Origin of the sequence: Christiangramia echinicola DSM 19838 (genome assembly GCF_000423065.1) — a bacterium.
Lineage (GTDB): Bacteria > Bacteroidota > Bacteroidia > Flavobacteriales > Flavobacteriaceae > Christiangramia > Christiangramia echinicola.
This window is the reverse complement of record NZ_AUHG01000019.1, coordinates 14,169-34,852: the sequence shown is the minus strand read 5'-3', so window position 1 is coordinate 34,852 and position 20,684 is coordinate 14,169. Positions and strand designations below refer to the sequence as shown.

17 protein-coding genes are annotated in these 20,684 nt (G+C 37.1%); 5 read left to right on the top strand and 12 right to left on the bottom strand.

Going from position 1 to position 20,684, the window contains the following annotated elements:
- Positions 1-52: 52 nt before the first annotated feature.
- A complete protein-coding gene (gene abc-f, locus G530_RS0114455; RefSeq protein ID WP_026935209.1) occupies positions 53-1,969 on the bottom strand; it encodes a ribosomal protection-like ABC-F family protein in 1,917 nt (638 codons plus the stop codon).
- A gap of 52 nt (positions 1,970-2,021) precedes the next feature.
- On the opposite strand from abc-f, the gene G530_RS0114450 reads away from it, so the two are divergent.
- On the top strand, positions 2,022-2,408 hold the full coding sequence (locus G530_RS0114450; RefSeq protein ID WP_026935208.1) for a DUF983 domain-containing protein: 387 nt from the start codon (positions 2,022-2,024) through the stop codon (positions 2,406-2,408).
- Here G530_RS0114450 and G530_RS0114445 read toward each other — a convergent pair.
- The 8 genes from G530_RS0114445 to G530_RS0114410 all read right to left on the bottom strand — a co-directional run bounded on the left by G530_RS0114445 (position 2,405) and on the right by G530_RS0114410 (position 13,113).
- A complete protein-coding gene (locus G530_RS0114445) occupies positions 2,405-3,463 on the bottom strand; it encodes an NAD(P)/FAD-dependent oxidoreductase (RefSeq protein ID WP_026935207.1) in 1,059 nt (352 codons plus the stop codon). The genes G530_RS0114450 and G530_RS0114445 overlap by 4 nt on opposite strands.
- A gap of 91 nt (positions 3,464-3,554) precedes the next feature.
- Positions 3,555-4,448, bottom strand: coding sequence for a type IX secretion system ring subunit PorN/GldN (gene porN, locus G530_RS0114440; RefSeq protein WP_026935206.1), 894 nt, complete (start codon positions 4,446-4,448; stop codon positions 3,555-3,557).
- A gap of 13 nt (positions 4,449-4,461) precedes the next feature.
- A complete protein-coding gene (porM, locus tag G530_RS0114435) occupies positions 4,462-6,003 on the bottom strand; it encodes a type IX secretion system motor protein PorM/GldM (RefSeq protein ID WP_026935205.1) in 1,542 nt (513 codons plus the stop codon).
- Between the two features lie 53 nt (positions 6,004-6,056).
- The gene (porL, locus tag G530_RS0114430) at positions 6,057-6,704 is read right to left on the bottom strand and encodes a type IX secretion system motor protein PorL/GldL (RefSeq protein ID WP_026935204.1); all 648 of its coding nucleotides are present in this window, start codon (positions 6,702-6,704) and stop codon (positions 6,057-6,059) included.
- A 60-nt stretch (positions 6,705-6,764) separates the two neighbouring features.
- Entirely contained in the window at positions 6,765-8,129 is a 1,365-nt protein-coding gene (gene porK / locus G530_RS0114425; RefSeq protein ID WP_026935203.1) for a T9SS ring complex lipoprotein PorK/GldK, read from the bottom strand.
- A 115-nt stretch (positions 8,130-8,244) separates the two neighbouring features.
- Positions 8,245-9,405 carry a formimidoylglutamase gene (locus G530_RS0114420; protein ID WP_026935202.1) on the bottom strand — a complete coding sequence of 387 codons (1,161 nt, stop codon included), beginning with the start codon at positions 9,403-9,405 and terminating at the stop codon, positions 8,245-8,247.
- Positions 9,406-9,408: 3 nt separating this feature from the next.
- On the bottom strand, positions 9,409-11,934 hold the full coding sequence (gene topA / locus G530_RS0114415; protein ID WP_026935201.1) for a type I DNA topoisomerase: 2,526 nt from the start codon (positions 11,932-11,934) through the stop codon (positions 9,409-9,411).
- 162 nt (positions 11,935-12,096) lie between these two features.
- Positions 12,097-13,113 (bottom strand): hypothetical protein, encoded by a 1,017-nt coding sequence (locus G530_RS0114410; RefSeq protein WP_035716557.1) that lies wholly within the window; start codon positions 13,111-13,113, stop codon positions 12,097-12,099.
- Positions 13,114-13,254: 141 nt separating this feature from the next.
- Here G530_RS0114410 and G530_RS0114405 point away from each other — a divergent pair, with 141 nt between their 5' ends.
- The 3 genes from G530_RS0114405 to G530_RS0114395 all read left to right on the top strand — a co-directional run bounded on the left by G530_RS0114405 (position 13,255) and on the right by G530_RS0114395 (position 14,840).
- Positions 13,255-13,977, top strand: a complete 723-nt coding sequence (locus tag G530_RS0114405) for an SDR family oxidoreductase (RefSeq protein WP_240472175.1) — start codon at positions 13,255-13,257, stop codon at positions 13,975-13,977.
- A 31-nt stretch (positions 13,978-14,008) separates the two neighbouring features.
- Complete coding sequence (locus G530_RS0114400; RefSeq protein ID WP_026935198.1) at positions 14,009-14,245, top strand: hypothetical protein; 237 nt, start codon at positions 14,009-14,011, stop codon at positions 14,243-14,245.
- Positions 14,246-14,333: 88 nt separating this feature from the next.
- Positions 14,334-14,840: a hypothetical protein gene (locus G530_RS0114395; RefSeq protein WP_035716555.1), complete on the top strand. Its 507-nt coding sequence runs from the start codon at positions 14,334-14,336 to the stop codon at positions 14,838-14,840.
- On the opposite strand, the gene G530_RS0114390 is transcribed toward G530_RS0114395, so the two are convergent.
- Positions 14,841-16,871, bottom strand: a complete 2,031-nt coding sequence (locus G530_RS0114390; RefSeq protein ID WP_026935196.1) for a protein-disulfide reductase DsbD family protein — start codon at positions 16,869-16,871, stop codon at positions 14,841-14,843. It abuts the gene before it with no gap.
- Positions 16,872-17,026: 155 nt separating this feature from the next.
- A complete protein-coding gene (locus tag G530_RS0114385; protein WP_026935195.1) occupies positions 17,027-18,220 on the bottom strand; it encodes a GAF domain-containing sensor histidine kinase in 1,194 nt (397 codons plus the stop codon).
- Positions 18,221-18,380: 160 nt separating this feature from the next.
- On the opposite strand from G530_RS0114385, the gene G530_RS0114380 reads away from it, so the two are divergent.
- Complete coding sequence (locus tag G530_RS0114380) at positions 18,381-19,259, top strand: bile acid:sodium symporter family protein (RefSeq protein ID WP_156888645.1); 879 nt, start codon at positions 18,381-18,383, stop codon at positions 19,257-19,259.
- A gap of 495 nt (positions 19,260-19,754) precedes the next feature.
- On the opposite strand, the gene G530_RS0114375 is transcribed toward G530_RS0114380, so the two are convergent.
- Positions 19,755-20,498 (bottom strand): DeoR/GlpR family DNA-binding transcription regulator, encoded by a 744-nt coding sequence (locus tag G530_RS0114375; protein ID WP_026935193.1) that lies wholly within the window; start codon positions 20,496-20,498, stop codon positions 19,755-19,757.
- Between the last annotated feature and the right edge of the window lie 186 nt (positions 20,499-20,684).

Here is a 20,684-nt window from a genome sequence, read left to right as displayed (position 1 = left end):
CTAGGACTAAGACAAGTCCTTATGGTTTAATTAAAAAAATAAAAATTACACCTTACTTTAATTGCTCAAGATCGAGCTGTAGTTCCTCCCAATCTAACATAAGTTTTTCGAGTTTCTTTTTGGAATCATTATAGTTGTTAAGGAACTCCGGCTTCGTAACCGTCTCCTCATAATTATCGGCAAGTTGCTTATCCTTGGCCTTGAGTTCTTTTTCCAGTTTAGTGATCTTGGCTTCGGTCTTACTAAGTTGATTTTTCAATCTTTTGATCTCCTTTTGATCATTAAAAGATCTCTTTTCATCCTTATTCTCCTTTTTCTTCGAAGATTTCACCTTTTCACTTTTCTCAACAGCTCTCATATCCAGAAGCTTCCTTTGCTCCAGATAATAATCTATATCACCAAGATATTCCCTGATCTTATGATTTCTGAACTCGTATACTCTACTAGTTAGATTCTGAAGGAAATCCCTGTCGTGAGAAACAATGATCAAAGTTCCTTCAAAATTATTAAGAGCATCCTTTAGAACGTTCTTGGATTTAATATCCAGGTGGTTTGTAGGCTCATCCATCACCATCACATTGAATGGTTCCAGTAACATTTTACAAAGAGCCAACCTGTTCCTTTCACCTCCTGATAGTACTTTTACTTTCTTCTCTACTTCATCACCTCTAAAAAGGAAAGCTCCAAGCATATCACGAACCTTGGTTCTATTCTTTTCATTAGAAGCATCCTCCATGGTCTGGAGGATAGTTTTATTTCCATCCAGATATTCAGCCTGATTCTGGGCAAAATATCCTAGCTGAACGTTATGACCAAGTTTCAGTTTACCTTCGTGTTCTATTTCACCGATAATTATTTTGGCAAGGGTTGTTTTTCCCTGCCCATTCTGCCCAACAAATGCAATCTTACTTTGACGTTCTATCAATAAATTTACATCCTTTAGAACCTTCTTTTCTCCATAAGATTTTTCAAGGTGTTCAGTTTCGATAACTACCTTTCCCGGATTGATCGAAACCGGAAAATTCACGCTCATCACTGAATTATCATCTTCATCTACCTCTATGCGATCAACTTTTTCAAGTTTCTTGATGAGTGATTGTGCCATTGATGCTTTACTGGCCTTGGCGCGAAATTTATCGATCAGCTTTTCTGTATTCTCAATTTCTTTCTGCTGATTCTTTTGAGCAGCAAGTTGTTGTTCCCTTAGTTCTTTTCTGAATTCTATAAATTCTGAATAAGGCTTTCTATAATCATAAATACTACCAAGGGATATTTCAATACTTCGGTTGGTCACATTGTTAAGAAACATCTTATCATGAGAAACCAGCATTACACAACCTGTATAGTTATTAAGAAAACTTTCCAGCCAGATGATACTTTCTATATCAAGGTGGTTGGTAGGCTCATCCAGAAGCAAAATATCGTTATTCTGAAGCAGAAGCTTCGCTAGTTCTATCCTCATCCTCCACCCTCCAGAGAAAGTCTCTGTAAGGCGATCAAAATCCTCCCTTTCAAAACCAAGCCCCTGAAGCACTTTTTCAGTTTCTCCTTCGTAATTATAACCACCTATAATTTCATATTGATGGGTTACCTCACTTAAGTCTTCAATAAGCTTACTATATGAATCACTTTCATAATCTGTACGGGTGGCAAGTTGCTCATTGATCTTCTCCATTTTGCCCTCCAGCATTTTGATCTCCTCAAACGCCTGGTGCGCTTCATCAATTACAGTTCTTCCATGCTCAAAATCAAGATCCTGCTTTAGAAAACCAATTTTAAGCTCTTTATCCTTAGCGATCTGCCCGGAATCATACTCCTGGTCGCCAGAAATTATCTTAAGTAAAGTAGATTTCCCCGCACCATTTTTTCCAATTAGACCCACTCTGTCCCCGGCACCAAGCCTGAAACTAACTTCTTTAAATAGATATTCCCCTTGAAATGAAACGGAAAGATTATGAATATTAAGCATTAACGCATATTTTTTGCAAAGATGCTTAAATTTGTGATGCAAAAAAAATAAGATGAGTCTACTTAAAGGAACCAAAATTTACAGTATTCTAACTGGAACCTGCCCTGTTTGTCAGGAAGAAAGCATGTATATCGAGAAGAATCCTTATAAAATCTCGAAGGTTATAAAAATGCATGAGCGCTGTTCCAACTGTAATTCAAAATATAAAATTGAACCATCTTTTTTTTATGGAGCTATGTATGTTAGTTACGCGGTAGGAATCGCCTTTGCCGTAGCAGCATTCGTTATTGCTTATATATTTTTAAATGCTACGTTACTTGGATCGTTTTTCAGTATTGTTGGAACACTTATAGTTTTTATGCCGGTAATTATGCGTTTATCAAGAAATATCTGGATAAATATGTTTTTTAGTTATAGAAAAACAGCAGGAACTAACTAATTCGTATTATAGTGTTTCTTAGTGAATCTTGCCAGGTCTATTTCTGGATCCAGAGATGCAGAATTTTCTATATACTCCAACATAGCTGCAGACATATTAGGCGCTATTAAAACTCCCCTGCTTCCAAATCCATTGCAGCAATACATATTCTTAATTTCTGGATGCGGACCCACCAGGGGCTTACGGTCTGAAACAGCAGGACGAATTCCCGCAACCTGGTCTACAACTTCAAAATCACATTTTATAATCGACTTGAGTTGTTTTACAAGATGATCTTTGGCTTTTTGAGTTGGTTCCGCAGTTTTATCCTGATGATCATAAGTAGCCCCGGCCTTGTAAACATTATTTCCCAAGGGCATAAGAAAAACAGAAGCTTTTACAGCAAAATCCAGTTGAAGATCTTCAGAATATATAATGATGTATTCTCCTTTATTACTTCTTAAGGGAAGATAATTAAAGTAAGGGTTCTTTTTTAAACCGAAACCTTCACAAAAAATAATTCGTTTAGACTGAATTCCCTTATAATCAAAATGATCTTTTTCGACTTTCAGGCCGGCATAATTAAAAGTTTTAAATTTGATTCGATCATTCTTACTTAAATACTGCCGATAACTATTCAGAAGATTCTCGGTATCTATATTCCCTGTATGTAAAACCTTCCCTAGCGAATAGTCTGCAATTAAATTGGGATTATCATTTCTCTTTAATTGAGGATCAAGAAAAGGAGAAACTTGTGGCTTATCTGTGGCTACAAACCAGTCATTCTGTTCTTCTACGGAATGAAAACGCCTGAAGATATTCCAGTGATGTATTAATTTTACCTGAAGTTTTTGCTCTAGATGCTCATAGAACGGAATGGCGGTCTTCAATTGTTCTGCTGCATTCCAGGCCGGGGTAAATCGTTTTAGAATCACCGGATTAAAGATACCACCTGCGACAAATGAAGAGCTTTGAGAATTATCTTCGAAAACCAAAAAGTTTTTTCCTCTCTTATCTAATTCTTCGGCAACCGCAAGACCACTTAAACCAAGACCAACAATAATATAATCCAACATGGGCTAAAGATATCAATGCTACTTATCATTTTCAAAATTGAACAAAAAAAAGCGCTCTTATGAGCGCTTTAATTTATATACAAATACAGAGTTAGTAACTCCACATATCCTGTTCAAAATTTCGAATCTGTTCCTTGATTCGCTGAGATTCGAGTAATTGCATAAAAGCATTATCAGCTATATACTCATCGATCTCTCGATCTCCCTGAACGTTATCTTCCTTATAGATCACTCCGTCAAACCTTCTGGAGTTCAATAAATGATCAAAAGAAACCACCTGAGAAGTATTATTTCCTGTAAAGACCTTTGCATCATGAAGCACCTGTCTTGCATCTGGATACCACACCCAGAACAATTCAACCAGATCTGTCTGCCCGGAATCAATAAAGTTCACATCTGGTGCTACCGGAGCAATACCTAGTAGACGATATTTTAATTCAGCCAAACGCTTATCAAAGTACCAGATCCCACGAATATGATACTCAGCAATATCAGCCGAACCAAGGTCACGGCGATCAATAAACTGCTCATCTACCTGTTCACCAGCATTATACTGCTCAACACCAAGATCTGTAGTATCAATTTTAGATAAGGTAGCTCTAATATCTTTCAACGTCCTTTTTTCCTGAAAATAGGAATCAGCATAGATGTTTTCAATCTTCCCTTCCTTGATAGCTTTTACAAGCACATCATAAAGAGATCTTCTATTAGATCCAATATTATTGGTATCTATTGGATAATAAAGCGGAAAATTAACTCTCTCATCAAGATCAATGATCTCCCAGGTACCTTTAGACCAAAGAATATCACGATCTCCAACATAGCCATATTCTAATGGCTTGTCTTCCTCATCTATGATGACCTGAGCTTCCGACTTCTTCCCGATGTCCTCAGGTTTGTTGGCATTCAGGATGTTTGCCTGACCGAAAGAAGAGACACCCGCCATCATCACAAATCCATATACAAAAAATTCTTTCAAGCTCATTTTTTAAAAAATTTTAGTTCGTAAGCTCTATCACTACAGGAGCTACTTTCTTAAGCTTATAGCTTGAGTTTCCTGCAAGTGAGGCTGAAATATCATAAATCTGAACCGACTCACCTCTACCAGCACGTCTTAGTGCCGCTTTAGCTCTATCATCTAACCTACTACCATTAACAATAATAGTTGGTTGTCCAGGTACTTTAAATTTAAATCCGGTAACATTTAGATTAAGATCAAAATCGAAATCTGGTAGACTAGCACCAATCGTTGCGATCTCAAGACTGTTTCTTTGCATAGACACAGATCCATCTTCCCCACGTATAGTACCTACCGGTCTTGGAATATCTTTTACTCTAAAGGTCTTCTTATCTGAAACCGTCTTCCCGCCAGGAAGTGTTCCACTAACACTAATGGTAACTTCTCTAGCCTGTAAAGTTGTAACATCCATCAAATAATTCCCTGTTCCGCCGGCAGATCTTAAGCCCGGAGCATTTGCGCTTACATTGCTAACACCAGGAATAGAGATTGTCATTGGGTTTTGAACTCCACGATAAACAACGTTCATTTTATCTGCAGAAATTACCGCTGAATTTGGTAATGGAATTACATTATAAGAATCAGAGATATTGATGCTTTTTAAAGAATCATTCTCCATATACTGAAGTTCTCCAGTAATCTTTTGCTCTCCAACATTTCCTGCTGGAAATTCAAGAACTACCTGTCCAGCTTCGGTATTATCAACTTTCTTACCATTAATAACAACGTTCTCAAATTGTAAAGTATTGTCAAAACGACCTAAAACTACCTTACCAGTAAAATTCTCACCACTAAAAAAGGCAGGTTTACTAGGAATAACGATCGCCTCGTAATTCTTCAACGAAACATCACTTTGTAACTGGCCTGAAAGCATGGAAGAAAGTATTTCACTTTCTGTGCTTTTAATATCAGCCTGCATCTGGGTTAACTGTGTAATAGATGCAACTAAAGGAAATCCTTCAAAACGATATTTTAACCATGGTACTTTTGCGCCTTCAACATTTTGATCTTCTGTAGCAAATTCTTTCTGAATATTTACTTTCTGAGCAATTGTATTATAATCTCCTTCGAGAATTTCAGATATACTATTTCTGTAAGTTTCAATTTGCGCAAGGAACTCTTCTCCTTTAGGAGAGATTCTACCACTCTGGAAGAACATCTCATCCATTGCGCTAGACTGATCCATAGTTTCATAATCCATAGGATCATCAACAGAAGTTTCCAGTTCTGTTTTTATTCCCTCGACATATTCACTAAAGTTTGAAGAAAGCTCATGAATTCTATCAGCATCTTCCTTGATAGAAGTATATTTTGCAGGTTGTTCGTCTACCTTAGTAGCAAGCCCTGCCATCAATGCGTTATTTCTTTCAGCATAATTCGCTGTAGACGCATTCAATTTTTCGTTCATAAGTCCAAAAGCGGTAAGAACCTCTTTGGACATATTCAGTGCCATCATGGCGATGAAAACCAGATACATTAGGTTTATCATCTTCTGCCTTGGCGATTGTTTTCCGGATGCCATGTCTAATTAGTTGTTTTTAAATTAATATAACAGCTTAATTGAAAAATTATCAATTAGACTCTAACTTTTCCGTTCATCGCAGTTAACATTCCACCATAAACATTATTTAATGAAGCCATATTTTCAGTCAGTGAATTCATTTGAGCCTTAAGCTTTCCTGCATTTTCAGCTACTTCCTGATTAACTTCAGCTTGCTTAGCGGCAGATTCAACCTGAGCTCTATAAATATTATTTAAGGTTTCCATTTGTGCAGCAGCAACACTTAATTCTTCACTGTATTTCTTTTGAGAAGCCATAGAGTCTACGGTTGGGGCGATACCTTTAGCAGCTCCTTCAAAGTTTTTAATACTATCTCCTAATGAAGCCATAAGATTTGCATCTAATTTAGCTTCTTTAAGCATTGCATCTAATTTTTTAGAAAGCATTCCTTCTGCTTCTTTTTCATCAGCAACGATTGCTTTTCTATCTCTTCCCGGTGCGCCTGCGAGCTCAGGGTATACTAGTGACCAGTCTAAATCGTCATCTACAGGTTCAAATGCTGAATATGCGAATACTAAGGCTTCCACGATAAGACCCGCAATAAGCATTGGGTTACCACCTGGCCAGTGCATGATTTTAAAAAGGGCACCTAGAATAACTACCGATGCTCCCAGACCATACACCATATTGGTCAATTTTTTTGTTGATCTTGAATTTGCCATAACTCTAATGTTTAGATTTTCTTAATTGATTTTATTGATAGGTTTAAGTTCCAATTTTTATTATGGATTCTTTTGGTTTAAAGTCACATCTGTACCCAGGTAATCCTGAACGGTTCTAAACCCGATATAACTTCTAGCTGAATCCATGTACTCATAATCTCTTGAACTTACCTGTAAGAAGTAAGCAACATCTTTCCAAGATCCTCCACGAACTACTTTTCTCATATCCTTTGGATTGTTAACGGTAGGGTTCATCGTAGACATGTACTCATATGATCCCGGATCATATGAAGAATCTACCCACTCTGCCACGTTACCAGCCATATTATAAAGGCCGTAATCATTAGGATCGTATGATTTAGCTTCTACAGTATAAAGTGCCTGGTCTGCCGCGTAATCTCCTCGTAAAGGCTTAAAGTTAGCCATAAAGCATCCACGATCATTTAAAGTATATGGTCCCCCCCAAGGGTATGAAGCTCCTTCCAGTCCACCTCTGGCAGCGTATTCCCACTCCCCTTCGGTAGGAAGCCTATAGGTAGGTACATTCGCATCTCCTTTTTCTCTTCGGAAGTCATTATGATATTTTGTTCTCCACTGCGTAAAAGCTCTGGCTTGCTTCCATGAAACTCCTACTACCGGATAATCATCAAATGCGCTATGCCAGAAATAATCATTATGCATAGGCTCGTTGTATGAATAATTGAAATCTTTAATCCAAACGGTTGTATCTGGATAAATAGAAACTTCTTCTTTCTTTATAAAATTGCTACGGTTCCCGTTTTCTTTGGCAGCCGATTGAATATCCATATAGGAATATTTAAACTTCAGCTTCTTTACATCGATGGTGCGCTGACCGTTGTATACTTCATCTAATGGTATATACATTGAATCCATCACCTCAGCGTAATAAACATCTGGATAATCTTCAGTATCCCAGATTATCTCTACATCGCGATTTAGTTTTCTATTTTCATAGTCATCGGTTGGACCACCCTGACCGTAAGTATTCAGCATATACTCCTGATATGGAGTTAGGTTTTCTGGATCTGCATCGGCAAAAGCAAATTCACCAATCCCATCATCTCCAGGTACAGCACCTTGTAATTCCGCCATAATTGCAAGATTAACCCTTACCACAGAGTCTCTTACGTCTTCAACGAACTGCCTGTATTCAGCATTGGTTATTTCCGTTTCATCCATATAGAACGAACGAACCGTAACGGTTTTAGGGGGTGCATTTTTTTGGCCGGCAATATCATCATCAGATTTACCCATAATGAATGCGCCACCAGGAATCAATGTCATACCATAAGGTTTCTCCGGATTCCACTTCTTTCCCTCCGCACCTACAAGCTGTCCACGATCGCCTCCGCCACAGCTAGAAAGCAAGGCCAGAACAGCAATGAGCGAAATATACTTCTTCATAATTATCTTAGGTTAAGACATTTTGATTTACGGCAGTAAACCTATCTAAATATTTTTTAAAAAACAATATTTCAGATAAAAATACAGTAAATCAGAATATGTCTGAATATAATTTTTAGACTTCGTTTTTTCTTTTGGCTTTATACCAGCGCTCCGGAATTACCTGATTGCAGGCCTCAAGATAATCTTCTTCGCTGCAAGGTAATAACGTATGCCTTTTTAATTTAGTATTTACATTCGACAAAAATGGAATTTCTATCCACCAGCGCCCACTTACAGGGCTCTTAAAAAAGACAAGCACCTCATCATCAATAGGTACCTGATACTTTATAAACTCCTTTTTAGCCGAAATAGTATTTTCATTGGTTCGATAATTCACCCCTTCGATAAAGTACCATATAATCTGGGCAATCAGCATATTTGCAAGATCTCCCAGTTGTTCCTGATATTCGTACACCCCAAAAGATGAAACTTTATCACTTATCCCGGCATATCGGGATAATGCACAAATTTCACGACCATTAAAGCCGTTCGGGGAATTAAAACTCTCCGAGTTTAATGAGGCCGAATCTATAGCTCCAAGATCCATTCCTACGAGGTTCGCACTTCTAAAAATAGGCTCCATATGACCAATATTTGAAGTAACTTCACCCAATCTATAAGCCTCAAAAAACAATCTCTCCATTAACTCAATCTCATCCTGAGAATTGAAATAGGTTTGATAACCAACAGCAGAATAATTAAATAAATTATAAGGCTGATCAACTACGATTTTTCCTACATAAGATTGATTAGAAATATTTTTTTCGGCATCACCCAGATCAAACCTACTATCAATATTTACAAGATTAACCATCTGATCTAATTTATCATAGGCTCTGTATTGAGCATAAATAAGATCCTGACTACCTCCCAAAATTATTGGTAGTACATCCTGTTTAATTAGACTTTCAACTAAATTCTGTACTGCAAAATAAGTATCTTCTACCGTTGCTCCAGGTTGGATATCTCCAAGATCTGCCAGTTGTAATCTCCAGTTTCCCGGGTATAATCTATAAAACTGACGTCTAAGATTGAAAAATTCAGGAGCATCTGCCGATTTTATGCTTCTCCTATTCTCACAAACGCCAAAAATTGCCACATTTACTCCTTCTACTTCAGGCAAACCCGATCTCTCGGTATGAAGTCGAATATTAGCGCCTATAGACTGAGGGTTTAAATTCCTGATCTCATCCAGTAGATCTTCATGTACCGGACTAAGAAAATCGAACTCCATACTTTATTTCTTTTTGGTAGTTTTCTTTTTGGTCGTCGTTTTCTTCTTCGCTGCAGTTTTTTTCTTAGCTGCAGGCTTCTTTTTCTTGGTATTCTTTTCGATGATTTCCTTTACCTCATCTAAAGTTAGTTCTTCCGCTTTAGTGGTCTTAGGTAATTCAACCTTTGTTTTACCTTTAATAACGTTAAATCTGCCCCACCTGGCTTTTTCTACTCTAATTCCTTCTTCTTCCCAGTGATGAATAAGCTTTTCACGCTCTTTTCTCAACTTATCTTCAATAAGTTCTTCTATATCATTGTCAGAAAGATTATCGAAATCATATTTCTTGTTCACGTTAATGAACATACTATTCCACTTTAAATATGGACCAAATCTACCCACGCCTTTTTGCACTGGCATCTCCTTGTATTCGTAAATAGGAGCATCTGCTTTTTCTTTCTCCTTAATGAGTTCCATAGCACGATCTAATTCCACATTTAAAGGATCCTCACCTTTTTCAAGTGAAACGAAAGTCTTGCCAAATCTTACATAAGGGCCATATCTACCATTATTTACTTCTACATCTTCTCCTTTATATTCACCTAATTTCTTCGGAAGCTGGAAAAGATCCATCGCTTCTTCGTAAGTAAGGGTTTCCATATTTTGATCTGGACTAAGACTGGCAAATTTTGGCTTTTCATCATCCTCCACACTACCTATTTGTACCATAGGCCCGAATTTCCCTAATCTCACACTTACCGGTTTCCCGCTTTCAGGATCTTCACCCAGAATACGTTCACCTACTTCCCTATCGGCATTCTTAGCTACATCCTGAACATGAGGATGGAAATCCTTGTAGAATTCCTTCATCATCGCTGTCCATTCTTTGTTTCCTTCGGCGATATTATCAAAGCTTTCTTCTACTCTTGCCGTGAAATTATAATCCAGAATATTAGAAAAATGGTTTACCAGAAAGTCATTTACCACCATTCCGGTTGCGGTTGGCACCATCTTACCTTTGTCGCTACCAACGGTTTCGGTTAGTGTTTTCTCTTTTAAGCTATCATTCTTAAGCTTAAACTGGACATATTCTCTTTCAGTTCCATCTACCGAACCTTTTTCCACATAATTTCTACTCTGTATAGTTGAGATTGTTGGGGCATAAGTAGAAGGTCTACCAATACCAAGTTCTTCCAGTTTCTTAACCAGTGAGGCTTCAGTATATCTATATGGAGGCCTTGTAAATCTCTCGGTGGCAGTTATGTATTCATTATTTAACGGCTGACTCACCTTTAATGCTGGCAGCATTCCGTTCTGCTCTTCATCTTCATCATCGCTACCTTCCAGATAAACCTTCAGAAAACCATCAAACTTCAATACTTCTCCATTCGCAGTAAAATGATTCTCATGTTTATCTGCCTCGATCTTAACATTGGTTCTTTCTAATTGCGCATCACTCATTTGTGAAGCGATCGCTCTTTTCCAGATTAACTCATATAAACGCTGCTGATCACGATCTGCAGAAATACTGTGCTTGGCAAAATTAGTTGGACGTATAGCTTCGTGAGCTTCCTGTGCTCCTTTCGACTTGCCTTTAAACTGGCGAGCTTTAGCATATTTATCCCCATATGCTTTCAGAATTTCTTCTTTGGCGCCTTTTCTAGCATCTTCTGAAAGGTTTACACTATCTGTTCTCATATAAGTAATATGACCGGCTTCATATAAACGTTGAGCCATGGTCATGGTCTTACTTACAGAAAAATATAGTTTCCTGGCAGCTTCCTGCTGTAAAGTTGAAGTTGTAAATGGTGGTGCCGGATTCTTTTTGGCAGGTTTCGTAGTAAGATCGGCTACTTTAAAGTTTGCACCTATATTTTCTTTCAGGAACTTTTCAGCTTCCTCTTTTGTATCAAAATTCTTCGGAATCTTTGCTTTGAAAGATTTTCCATCCTCGGTGGAGAATTCAGCATCGATTCTATAAGATGCCTGAGCATTAAAATCCTGAATTTCGCGCTCTCTTTCTACAATCAATCTAACAGCTACAGACTGAACACGACCTGCAGAAAGACCTCCTTTTACTTTTCTCCAAAGCACCGGAGAAAGTTCATAACCCACCAATCTATCAAGCACCCTTCTTGCCTGCTGAGCATTAACCAGGTTATAATCTATACTTCTTGGATTATCTATCGCCTTAAGAATTGCAGTTTTCGTGATCTCATGAAAAACTATACGTTTAGTCTTATCATCCTCAAGCTTCAATTCCTCTGCGAGATGCCACGCGATCGCTTCTCCCTCACGGTCTTCATCACTCGCTAGCCACACCATCTCTGCACTCTTCGCGAGGCTCTTAAGCTTCTTAACCACATCCTTCTTATCCTTGGATACAATATATTTAGGTGTGAAATCTCCTTCGGTGTCAACACCAATCTCCTTGGTAGGTAAATCTGCGATATGCCCAAAACTTGAAGCCACTTTATAGTCACTTCCAAGAAACTTTTCTATAGTTTTAGCCTTCGCAGGAGACTCAACAATCACTAAATTCTTAGCCATAAATCTGTCGGTTTGTATTTGCAAAAGTATATCAAATTTTTCTTCCTCTCGTTAAACTTGCTTTAAAACCAACGAACAAAGCCTTGAAAACCCTGAAATTGACACTCTTCAGAGATTCAAAAAAAAATATTATCTAAAAAATAAAATTGTTTTTGTACTAACCTATTCGGTATAAAAAAACAAGGAAGAAGCTCCCTGTAGAGCATATTTTAGGTCTGGTGAAATATTTCCTGAAACAGATGTAGCATCGTTAAATGCAAGCACTCTACCGCCATTATTAAGAGCCTCGGCAACAAAGATCACGTTATAGGCCGCATTGTAAACTATATTCACCGGGTTACCTAATAAAGTGTTACCTCCTGAAATTCTTAATTGATCTCCAGCACCTATGAAACCGCCATTATCGGTTAGTGAAAATTTTTCCTGAAAATTCTCAATAATATGTAATGCACCATCAGAACTTGATTCGGCTTCACCAATATCAGACAGGACCATAGTACCGTTATCATAATCTAATCCATGTGCACGAATAAGCCCTTGAATGGCGACGATTTTTTCAGCCGTCACAATACGATTGTTAGTATTTACGGTTAAAAAATTACGATAAACAGCTAATTTACTTGATTCATCTACGGCCAGGAAAAGATCATCACCCACAAACTCGATTCCCCATACCTTGAATTTGGTTTGAACCACATTTCTTAGAACAAAATTGGTTTCGGTTTTCCTATAGATAAATAATCGTCCTTCAGGCGTTGTTTCGTCTTCATCCAAATCTGTATTATCTGAAACCACATAGAATTCACCATTCACAGCAAGATCTCTAGGATTTTCAAGGTCGGCACTACCCATGATCATATCTTCAGGATTTTTCGTTCCGCCTTCACCTAACAAGCCTATGCCAGAATATGATTCCAACCTGTTCGCAGATCTGGAAACTATAGTAAAGGAGTCATCTTCAGAAGAAAAAAATATGCCTTCAGCATCTGAAGAAGAATTGGCATAATTTGTTTCTACCCCATTATTTATATCATAACGTCTAACATCACCATTATGGGTAGTTGCATATAGGTGAGCCGTTTTAGAGGTACTCACCCCTCCATTAAGATCGTCATCGTTACTACAGGAAACGCCTACGAACATTAATAACATTAAAAGCAATAATTCAGGTTTCTTCAAAATCCTATTTTTTCACGAATATATAACGTAGAAAATTTCATTATGGTTTATAAGCGTTAAATATCTGTTATTTGAAATAATCTTAACGCAGAAATATTCCTGTATTCGTCATATTAAAATAAAAGTAAATATATGAATGATATGGAAAAAGTAGCAGTTATTACGGGGGCAAGCAGCGGAATTGGCGAAGCTATTGCCAGGAAACTTTCTACTGAAAAATACAAGGTGGTTCTTGCAAGTAGAAGTATAGATAAAATGAAAAGTATCCAGAAGGACCTACCTAATGAAAGTATGGTGGTGAGAATGGATGTGAGTAGTACCGAGAGCGTCACTAAAGCCTTTGATGAGATCACTGAAAGATATAATAGAATTGACGTTTTAGTGAATTGCGCAGGGATAATGCCTCTTACCTATTTAAAGAACAGACATCTAGATGAATGGCTGAATACTATTGAGGTCAACGTTAAAGGCACTCTACGTTGTATATATTCTGTTCTACCACAAATGAAAAAGCAAATGAACGGGCATATAGTAAATATAGCTTCAGTAGATGGTAAGGAAATTTTTGCCGGAGGTGCGGTATATGGAGCTTCCAAAGCTGCAGTTATAGAATTATCTAAAGCTATGCGTATGGAGCTTTCTCCAGAATTCAACATCAGGATAACTGCAGTTGAACCAGGAACGGTAGACACCAATTTGAGAGATGATATTACAGACCAGGAATTACTGGATGATAAAGATTACGGAGGTGACGAACCTAAACTTACCGGTAAAAACATTGCCGATGCAGTTTTATACGCTGTTTCACAACCAGAATCGGTTAATGTGAATGAATTACTGGTAAAACCAACAGGGAAAGCCTAAAAAAGGAAAATTAAAATTAGAAAGAGAAATTATGGGAACAGGAAACATACTAAAACTAGCTAGCAAATTTTTAATAAGAGGAGTAATCTATAAATCAGGTAAAAAAGCCGCCATAAAAGGCGGGAAAGTAGGGATAGGTATATTTTCTATCTTTTATGCAGGCTATATGGCTTACACTTTATATAATTTACGAAAGGAGAGTATAGAAGAGCAAAAGCAATTACATGTAGACAGAGGTTGGGATCCTAAGACAGTAGAAAAAGCTTAAGCACTCACATCGCAAAAGGGTGTTTTCATATCAAATTCAAAATTTTCAGTGGTCAAATTATTATATTGAAGGCTGAAAATTCAATGATATGAAACAAAAAATACTATACCTTTTAGTATTAATTCCCTTTTTAGGCTTTTCTCAAAATACAGATTGTGCATGTTGCACACCGCAACATGCGCAATTTGACTTCTGGGTTGGAGATTGGGAAGTATTTAATGAAAATGGCGACAGGATTGGAGAAAACCTGGTGGAAAAACTGGAAGATAATTGCATTCTTAATGAGAACTGGAAAGGCGCCAAGGGCAGCACGGGAAAAAGTTACAACTATTATGATCCTTCAGACGATACCTGGAATCAATTATGGATAAGCAATTCTGGTACTATCCTAAAATTAAAGGGAACTGCCTCTAAGGATAAAATGACCTTAAAAAGCGAACTTATCAAAGGCAAAAATGGTGAATTTTACAACCAGATCACCTGGATTAAGAACGAAGATGATAGCGTAACCCAGCTCTGGGAAGTTTATGACCCTCAGGGAAACCTTTTAAATGAAGCTTTTAAAGGAATTTACCGAATAAAGCGGAGTGATTGACTATTGAAAAACGCTTACTGAATCTGCATTTAAACTTTGTGTAGAAGACGTACCAGGCTTACTAAAGTTCTCTATTCCTTTTTTTAGCCAGTTATAATACTCGTCTGCATCTGGTTCGTAGGCTGAAGGCGCGATCAACTTTTCTTCATTATGATCTATTAGCACATAATAAGGTTGAGCATTGGCCTTATACCTTGTGATTTGAAAATCACTCCATTTATTACCTATACTTTCTATTTCTTTACCGGTAGTTTCTGAAACATACTGCTCAGATTCAGGCAATTTTCTTTTATCGTCCACGTATAAAGATATAAGCACCACATCATTTTTCAGAACTTCTAAAATCTGAGGTTCGCTCCAGACCCTTTCTTCCATTTTTCTACAATTCACACAGGCGTGTCCTGTAAAATCTATAAGTACAGGCAAATCCTTTTGCTTTGCATATTCTAAACCATCTTCATATTCATGGAAGGAAACAATATCATGAGGTCCGTATTTAGCTCCTTCAGGAAGACTACCTGTAGGAGACGAAACCCCAGCGCTAGAGGCTCCTATCCCATCTGGAGACTCACTGTACTGCATTGGCGGCGGGAATCCACTTATTATTTTTAAAGGAGCTCCCCATAGACCAGGGATTAGATAAATTGTAAAAATCAAAGCTACGAGACCAGTAATAAGTCGGCCAACAGAGATATGATCTACCTTAGAATCATGTGGCAAACGAATCTTGCCGAATAAATAAAGTGCCAGCATACCAAATATTGCTATCCAGATGGCCAGAAAAATTTCTCTTTCCAGGATATGTAATTGCAGAACAAGATCTGCATTAGAAAGAAATTTGAAGGCAAGTGCAAGCTCCAGAAATCCCAAAGTAACTTTAACGGTATTCAACCAGCCTCCAGATTTTGGTAAAGTATTTAACCACCCTGGGAATGCGGCAAATAAACCAAATGGTAGCGCAATTGCCAGAGAAAATCCAAGCATCCCGACTATTGGAGCAATCCCTCCTTTAGAAGCGGCTTCAACAAGCAAGGTTCCAACAATAGGCCCGGTACATGAAAATGAAACTATGGCTAAGGCCAGAGCCATAAAGAAAATACCAATTAAGCCTCCTTTATCTGCTTTGGAATCTATTTTAGTACCCCAACTACTGGGTAATACTATCTCAAAAGCACCCATAAAAGAAATTGCAAATACCACTAGTAATATAAAGAAGATAATATTGAACCACACATTAGTAGAGAGGGCATTTAAAGAGTCTGCCCCGAAAATAAGAGTTACCAGTGAACCTAGTAAAACATAGATCACTACGATAGAAATTCCGTAAAAAATGGCGTTTCTAATCCCTGCAGCTCTTGATTTGCTTTGCTTTGTAAAAAAACTAACGGTCATTGGTATCATAGGAAATACACAAGGCGTAAGCAATGCTGCAAAGCCCGATAAAAATGCTACTATAAAGATACCCCAGAACGACCTTTTTTCTTCAGGATTATTAACTGCCAGATCTTCCTTATCTTCACTTATAGCTTCATTTTCTGAAACTTCCTTACCGGCATTCGCAATTGATTTTTCATTGATTATAAATTCAAAATCTTCGGTTTGGAAGATACAGGCTTTATCATCACAAGCCTGATATTCTACCTTCCCCTGAATGCTGGTAAGGCTGGAATCCAGAACTTTTATATTCTGAGTAAAGGTGGCAGAATTTGAAAAATAAGTGAGATCCATTTCAAACACATTATCATATTCTGTAACAGATTCACTTTCATTGGTCTCACCAACCAATTCATACTTATCTCCGGCATCTTCGAATTTAAAAACGGTAGGAAGCGCTCCACCTTCCGGTAGTTCCTGTGAATATAAATGCCAGTTTTCCTGGATGTACGCGTTGATGACTAACTGATATTCATTATCAGAAATCTGTTTAACCTCAGAGTCCCATTCAACAGGGTTATGTATCTGGGCTTGAGAAAAAAAACCTGTTAATACAACTAAAAAGAAAAGACCTTTTTTTAGTAATTTGTCAATCATAATCTTGAAATCCTGGTAGTTTTAAATCATCGAATGCGTTCAAATTTAAGGAATTTAAACAGAATTCAATTTTTTAGTAATCCTCTATTTTAACTTTAAGAGAAGTCTCGATAGGATCATCGAACTTACATTTTTATCACTAAAACAATTGAAGTTTATATGGGAACTCTCACCTCGATTTTCGCACCCTTATCTTGCGTAGAAGAGATCTGCATATCTCCATTAAGATCGTTGAGCATTTCATTCACCAATTTCAGACCCAGGCCGAAACCTTTTTCTCCAGCACTACCAATGGAACAATCCAGTTTATTGTTATAAAATTCCTGAATTTCATTCGCTGTAAAACCTTTACCAGTATCAGTAATCAAGGTCTGGATAAATTTCCCCTGTTCAGAATTCTTGATATCGAGAGCAACTTGAATTTTACCATGAATAGGAGTAAATTTTATAGAATTTGAAATAAGGTTCCCTAATATGGAAAGTAATTTTCGCTTAGGGAAAAATTTCCAGTTCTTTTCTGGATCAAAATTTATATGAAGACCAATTTGCTTCGATTTTGCAGGTAGCTGGTAAAGTTTATCCAACTTTTCTTTTAACTGTTGAAGGTTTAAGTAAGTTGATCTAAAAATATCAGGATCTTTCCCATTATCAAGTATATCATCTGTAAGGTCTAAAATCCCCTTTCCTGAATCTTTAATTAGCTTAAAATACTCTTTCATCTCCTCTGTAGAAACCTCCTCTGTCTCAACAACCTCAGCCAAACCGGCAATCCCATTGATGGGACCACGCACATCGTGGGCCACCTGATTCTTCACCCTGATTGCTTCAGAAAGCGAATAAACAGTTTCGTTCAACTTCTTTTTTGCTTCCAGTTTCTCAACTATTTCTGTAGCGATGAGCCTGAGAGCTTTCTTTTTGATGTTGGAAGTCTGTTTTTCTACACGATCTGCCAGGCAGATAGCACCAATATTTTCTCCTGAGGTTAAAGTAAGCGGAATTCCTAAATAATATTTCAGGCCAATTTCACCCTGGACAAAATTTTTGCCAGAAAATCTGTCATCGAGATCAAGCCTTTGAATCTCTAATCCATCCTTAGTTTGGATAGTGTAATTGCAAACCGAATCTTCTCTAGGTATTTGGCGGGGACCTTCGATAACTGGTGAGACGGTCCATTGAGTATTACTATCTAAAAGGTTCAGCATTGAAATTTCTGTACCGGCGACCATACCCGCTAACTCAACAAGATTTTTAACCTCATCGTTTATCTCAAGGTAATCCAGGTCAAATTCACTAAGCTTTTTAATTCTTTGAAATTCAGAATTATAACTTATAGTCTCTACTTCAATCATAATCAGATTTTGGGGATGCAAATATACCCCATATCTATGGATAAAAGACGAAAATCTTCGTTAAGAGACTGATGTTTAATAATTAGAAAACTATAAATTCTTTCTAGTGCCAATATTTACTAGCTTAGTCCAGCTAAAAATTTAATTCAAAAATCTTCATTTGGAAAGTGCCTCTGAGTTTATAATGCCAGCTGCTATAGCCATCATCATGTTTGGGATTGGCTTAGAATTAAAATTTAAGGATTTCCGCAGGGTTTTTACGAACCCTAAGGGAGTACTCATTGGGCTTGGTTGCCAATTATTCATCCTTCCGGCTATAGCACTTTGTATTATATATTATTGGCCTATAGAGCCCATTCACAAAATAGGCATTATGCTTATCGCTGCCTGTCCTGGCGGCACTGCTTCAAACCTGGTTACAAAAATACTGAAGGGCAGGGTAGCCCTGTCTATCTCCCTAACTGCTTTTAACAGCTTCCTGATTCTCTTTACCATTCCACTCATCATTGAATTTAGTTACATGATCTTTGATCAGGATACAAAAAGTATTGATCTGGGGTTTTGGGAAACAATGAAGCAGGTCTTTTTCACCGTGGTTCTGCCAGTTTTTACTGGAATAGGAATCGGGAAAATGATGAAGGAAAAACATACAGAAAACCTTCACCAACCGCTTAATTTCATTCTACCTGCAATACTAGTGATTGCCGTAATAACTGTGCTGGTTTCAGATGAGTCCAAACAAAATATCAGCTACATTAAATACCTGCATATATTGGTCCCACTGTTTATATTGAATATTGTGACGATCATAGTTGGGTTTATCATAGCCAGAAAAAGCTCACTAAAACACGATTCTGCTTACACTATTGCTATTGAAATGGGGTTACAAAATAGTGTTCTCGCTCTTTTTATTGCAAACCAGCTTTTGAAAAGTCAGGAAATAAGTCTTATTGCCATTCTATATGGCAGCTTTTCTTTAATAAGCACCTTTGGAGTTGCCTTTATACTGAAGAAATATTTCGCTTACGGAATTAAATAAATTATAAGCTGAGAAAATAATGGTCTATTCCAACTTATTTTCTCCTTCTACGATAATGAACCAGTAATAAATAAATGGAGGTTATAACAGCCAGAATGGCCAGAATTATAGAAGCAAAATAAAAGAAATTAATCATAGCATCTGATTTTAGAGGACGGACAAAAGCACCGTTTCAGATGAAAATGCACTCCATGATTATCAATTGGCAAATATACCTTGCAAGAAGACAGTAGAACGCAACGAAAGATTTTATTATTGCCGTTTATCAGAAATTAATTACTGTTTTTAGGCTAAATACAGATTATTAGTAATTTTTTATACCGCTAAGTAGCTCGAAGCCGCTCCTGCTTGTCTAGCTACTCCTGCACATACATTAAAACATTTAACGAACTCAGAATAAGATTTGGAATATAATAATGCTCATCAAAAGAAGAAATCAATTCATTGATATATTCTGGTTTTAAAATCTGTTTTTATTGAATGTGACTAAGGTCATCACAGGATTTCAACATCTTTACGATAGGCATCTAATTCCCGGTCTTCAGGATCCAATTCAGTAATCAGGGTATGAATTTCAGAAATTTCACAGATCTTAAATCGTTGTACCGAATTCAGTTTTTCTGAAATGGTCAATAATATCGTCTTTTTCGAGGCTTCAACCATTGCCTGTTTAACCTGTACTATTTCCCAATCCAATTCTGAAATACCAAATTGAGAATCAATATTTCCAGTACCAAGGAAACAAATATCTACCTTGATATTTGAAAGGATTTTTATAGCGCTGCCACCGTAACTTATCTGGGCTTCTTTAGATATCTTACCTCCAATAAAATTTACCTCAACATTAGGGAAAGACATTAATTTAGATGCAATTATCAAACTTGGAGTAAAAACGGTCAATTTTATTTTATGAGGCATTGCTTTAATGAGCTCAATATTAGTGGTTCCTCCACCAATTAATACAACCTGGTCATCCCGTAAAAAATTTATCGCCTTTTTCGCGATGACTATTTTCTTCTGAAGAAAGTACACTTCTTCTGCCTTGTAAGGTAAATTATTATAGCCTAGGGAAACAGCTCCACCATGGACCTTTTTCAGCTTTTTCTCACTATCAAGTTCCTTAACATCACGTCTTATGGTATCGATAGAAACATTCAGTAAATCTGAGAGATCACTCAAAAGAACGCGATTATGTAGCATAACTTTAGATAATATAATCTGCTGTCTTTCATCTTTCATATAAGCAGGACATTAGAGGTTAAAAACTGCAAAAAACTGCATTCTCGTCAGGAATAGCAGATATTGCAAGTGTTTGATTCACTAATTTACTGCAAAAAACTGCAGGCATTAACATAATTATTGTAATTTAGTTTCTCACGCAGAGAATATTTTCTACATATCTCAAGCTGCGTTATTAAGAATGAT

Excerpts from the sequence above, each read along its gene's own strand:
- G530_RS0114420 (WP_026935202.1), bottom strand. The coding sequence starts at position 9,405 with ATGGAGTTCGATTTTCTTAGTCCGGTACATGAAGATCTACTGGATGAG.
- G530_RS0114450 (WP_026935208.1), top strand. The coding sequence starts at position 2,022 with ATGAGTCTACTTAAAGGAACCAAAATTTACAGTATTCTAACTGGAACC.
- G530_RS0114375 (WP_026935193.1), bottom strand. The coding sequence starts at position 20,498 with ATGAAAGATGAAAGACAGCAGATTATATTATCTAAAGTTATGCTACAT.
- G530_RS0114405 (WP_240472175.1), top strand. The coding sequence starts at position 13,255 with ATGGAAAAAGTAGCAGTTATTACGGGGGCAAGCAGCGGAATTGGCGAA.
- G530_RS0114390 (WP_026935196.1), bottom strand. The coding sequence starts at position 16,871 with ATGATTGACAAATTACTAAAAAAAGGTCTTTTCTTTTTAGTTGTATTA.
- porM (WP_026935205.1), bottom strand. The coding sequence starts at position 6,003 with ATGGCATCCGGAAAACAATCGCCAAGGCAGAAGATGATAAACCTAATG.
- topA (WP_026935201.1), bottom strand. The coding sequence starts at position 11,934 with ATGGCTAAGAATTTAGTGATTGTTGAGTCTCCTGCGAAGGCTAAAACT.
- G530_RS0114400 (WP_026935198.1), top strand. The coding sequence starts at position 14,009 with ATGGGAACAGGAAACATACTAAAACTAGCTAGCAAATTTTTAATAAGA.
- porN (WP_026935206.1), bottom strand. The coding sequence starts at position 4,448 with ATGAGCTTGAAAGAATTTTTTGTATATGGATTTGTGATGATGGCGGGT.
- porL (WP_026935204.1), bottom strand. The coding sequence starts at position 6,704 with ATGGCAAATTCAAGATCAACAAAAAAATTGACCAATATGGTGTATGGT.
- G530_RS0114385 (WP_026935195.1), bottom strand. The coding sequence starts at position 18,220 with ATGATTGAAGTAGAGACTATAAGTTATAATTCTGAATTTCAAAGAATT.
- G530_RS0114445 (WP_026935207.1), bottom strand. The coding sequence starts at position 3,463 with ATGTTGGATTATATTATTGTTGGTCTTGGTTTAAGTGGTCTTGCGGTT.
- abc-f (WP_026935209.1), bottom strand. The coding sequence starts at position 1,969 with ATGCTTAATATTCATAATCTTTCCGTTTCATTTCAAGGGGAATATCTA.
- porK (WP_026935203.1), bottom strand. The coding sequence starts at position 8,129 with ATGAAGAAGTATATTTCGCTCATTGCTGTTCTGGCCTTGCTTTCTAGC.
- G530_RS0114395 (WP_035716555.1), top strand. The coding sequence starts at position 14,334 with ATGAAACAAAAAATACTATACCTTTTAGTATTAATTCCCTTTTTAGGC.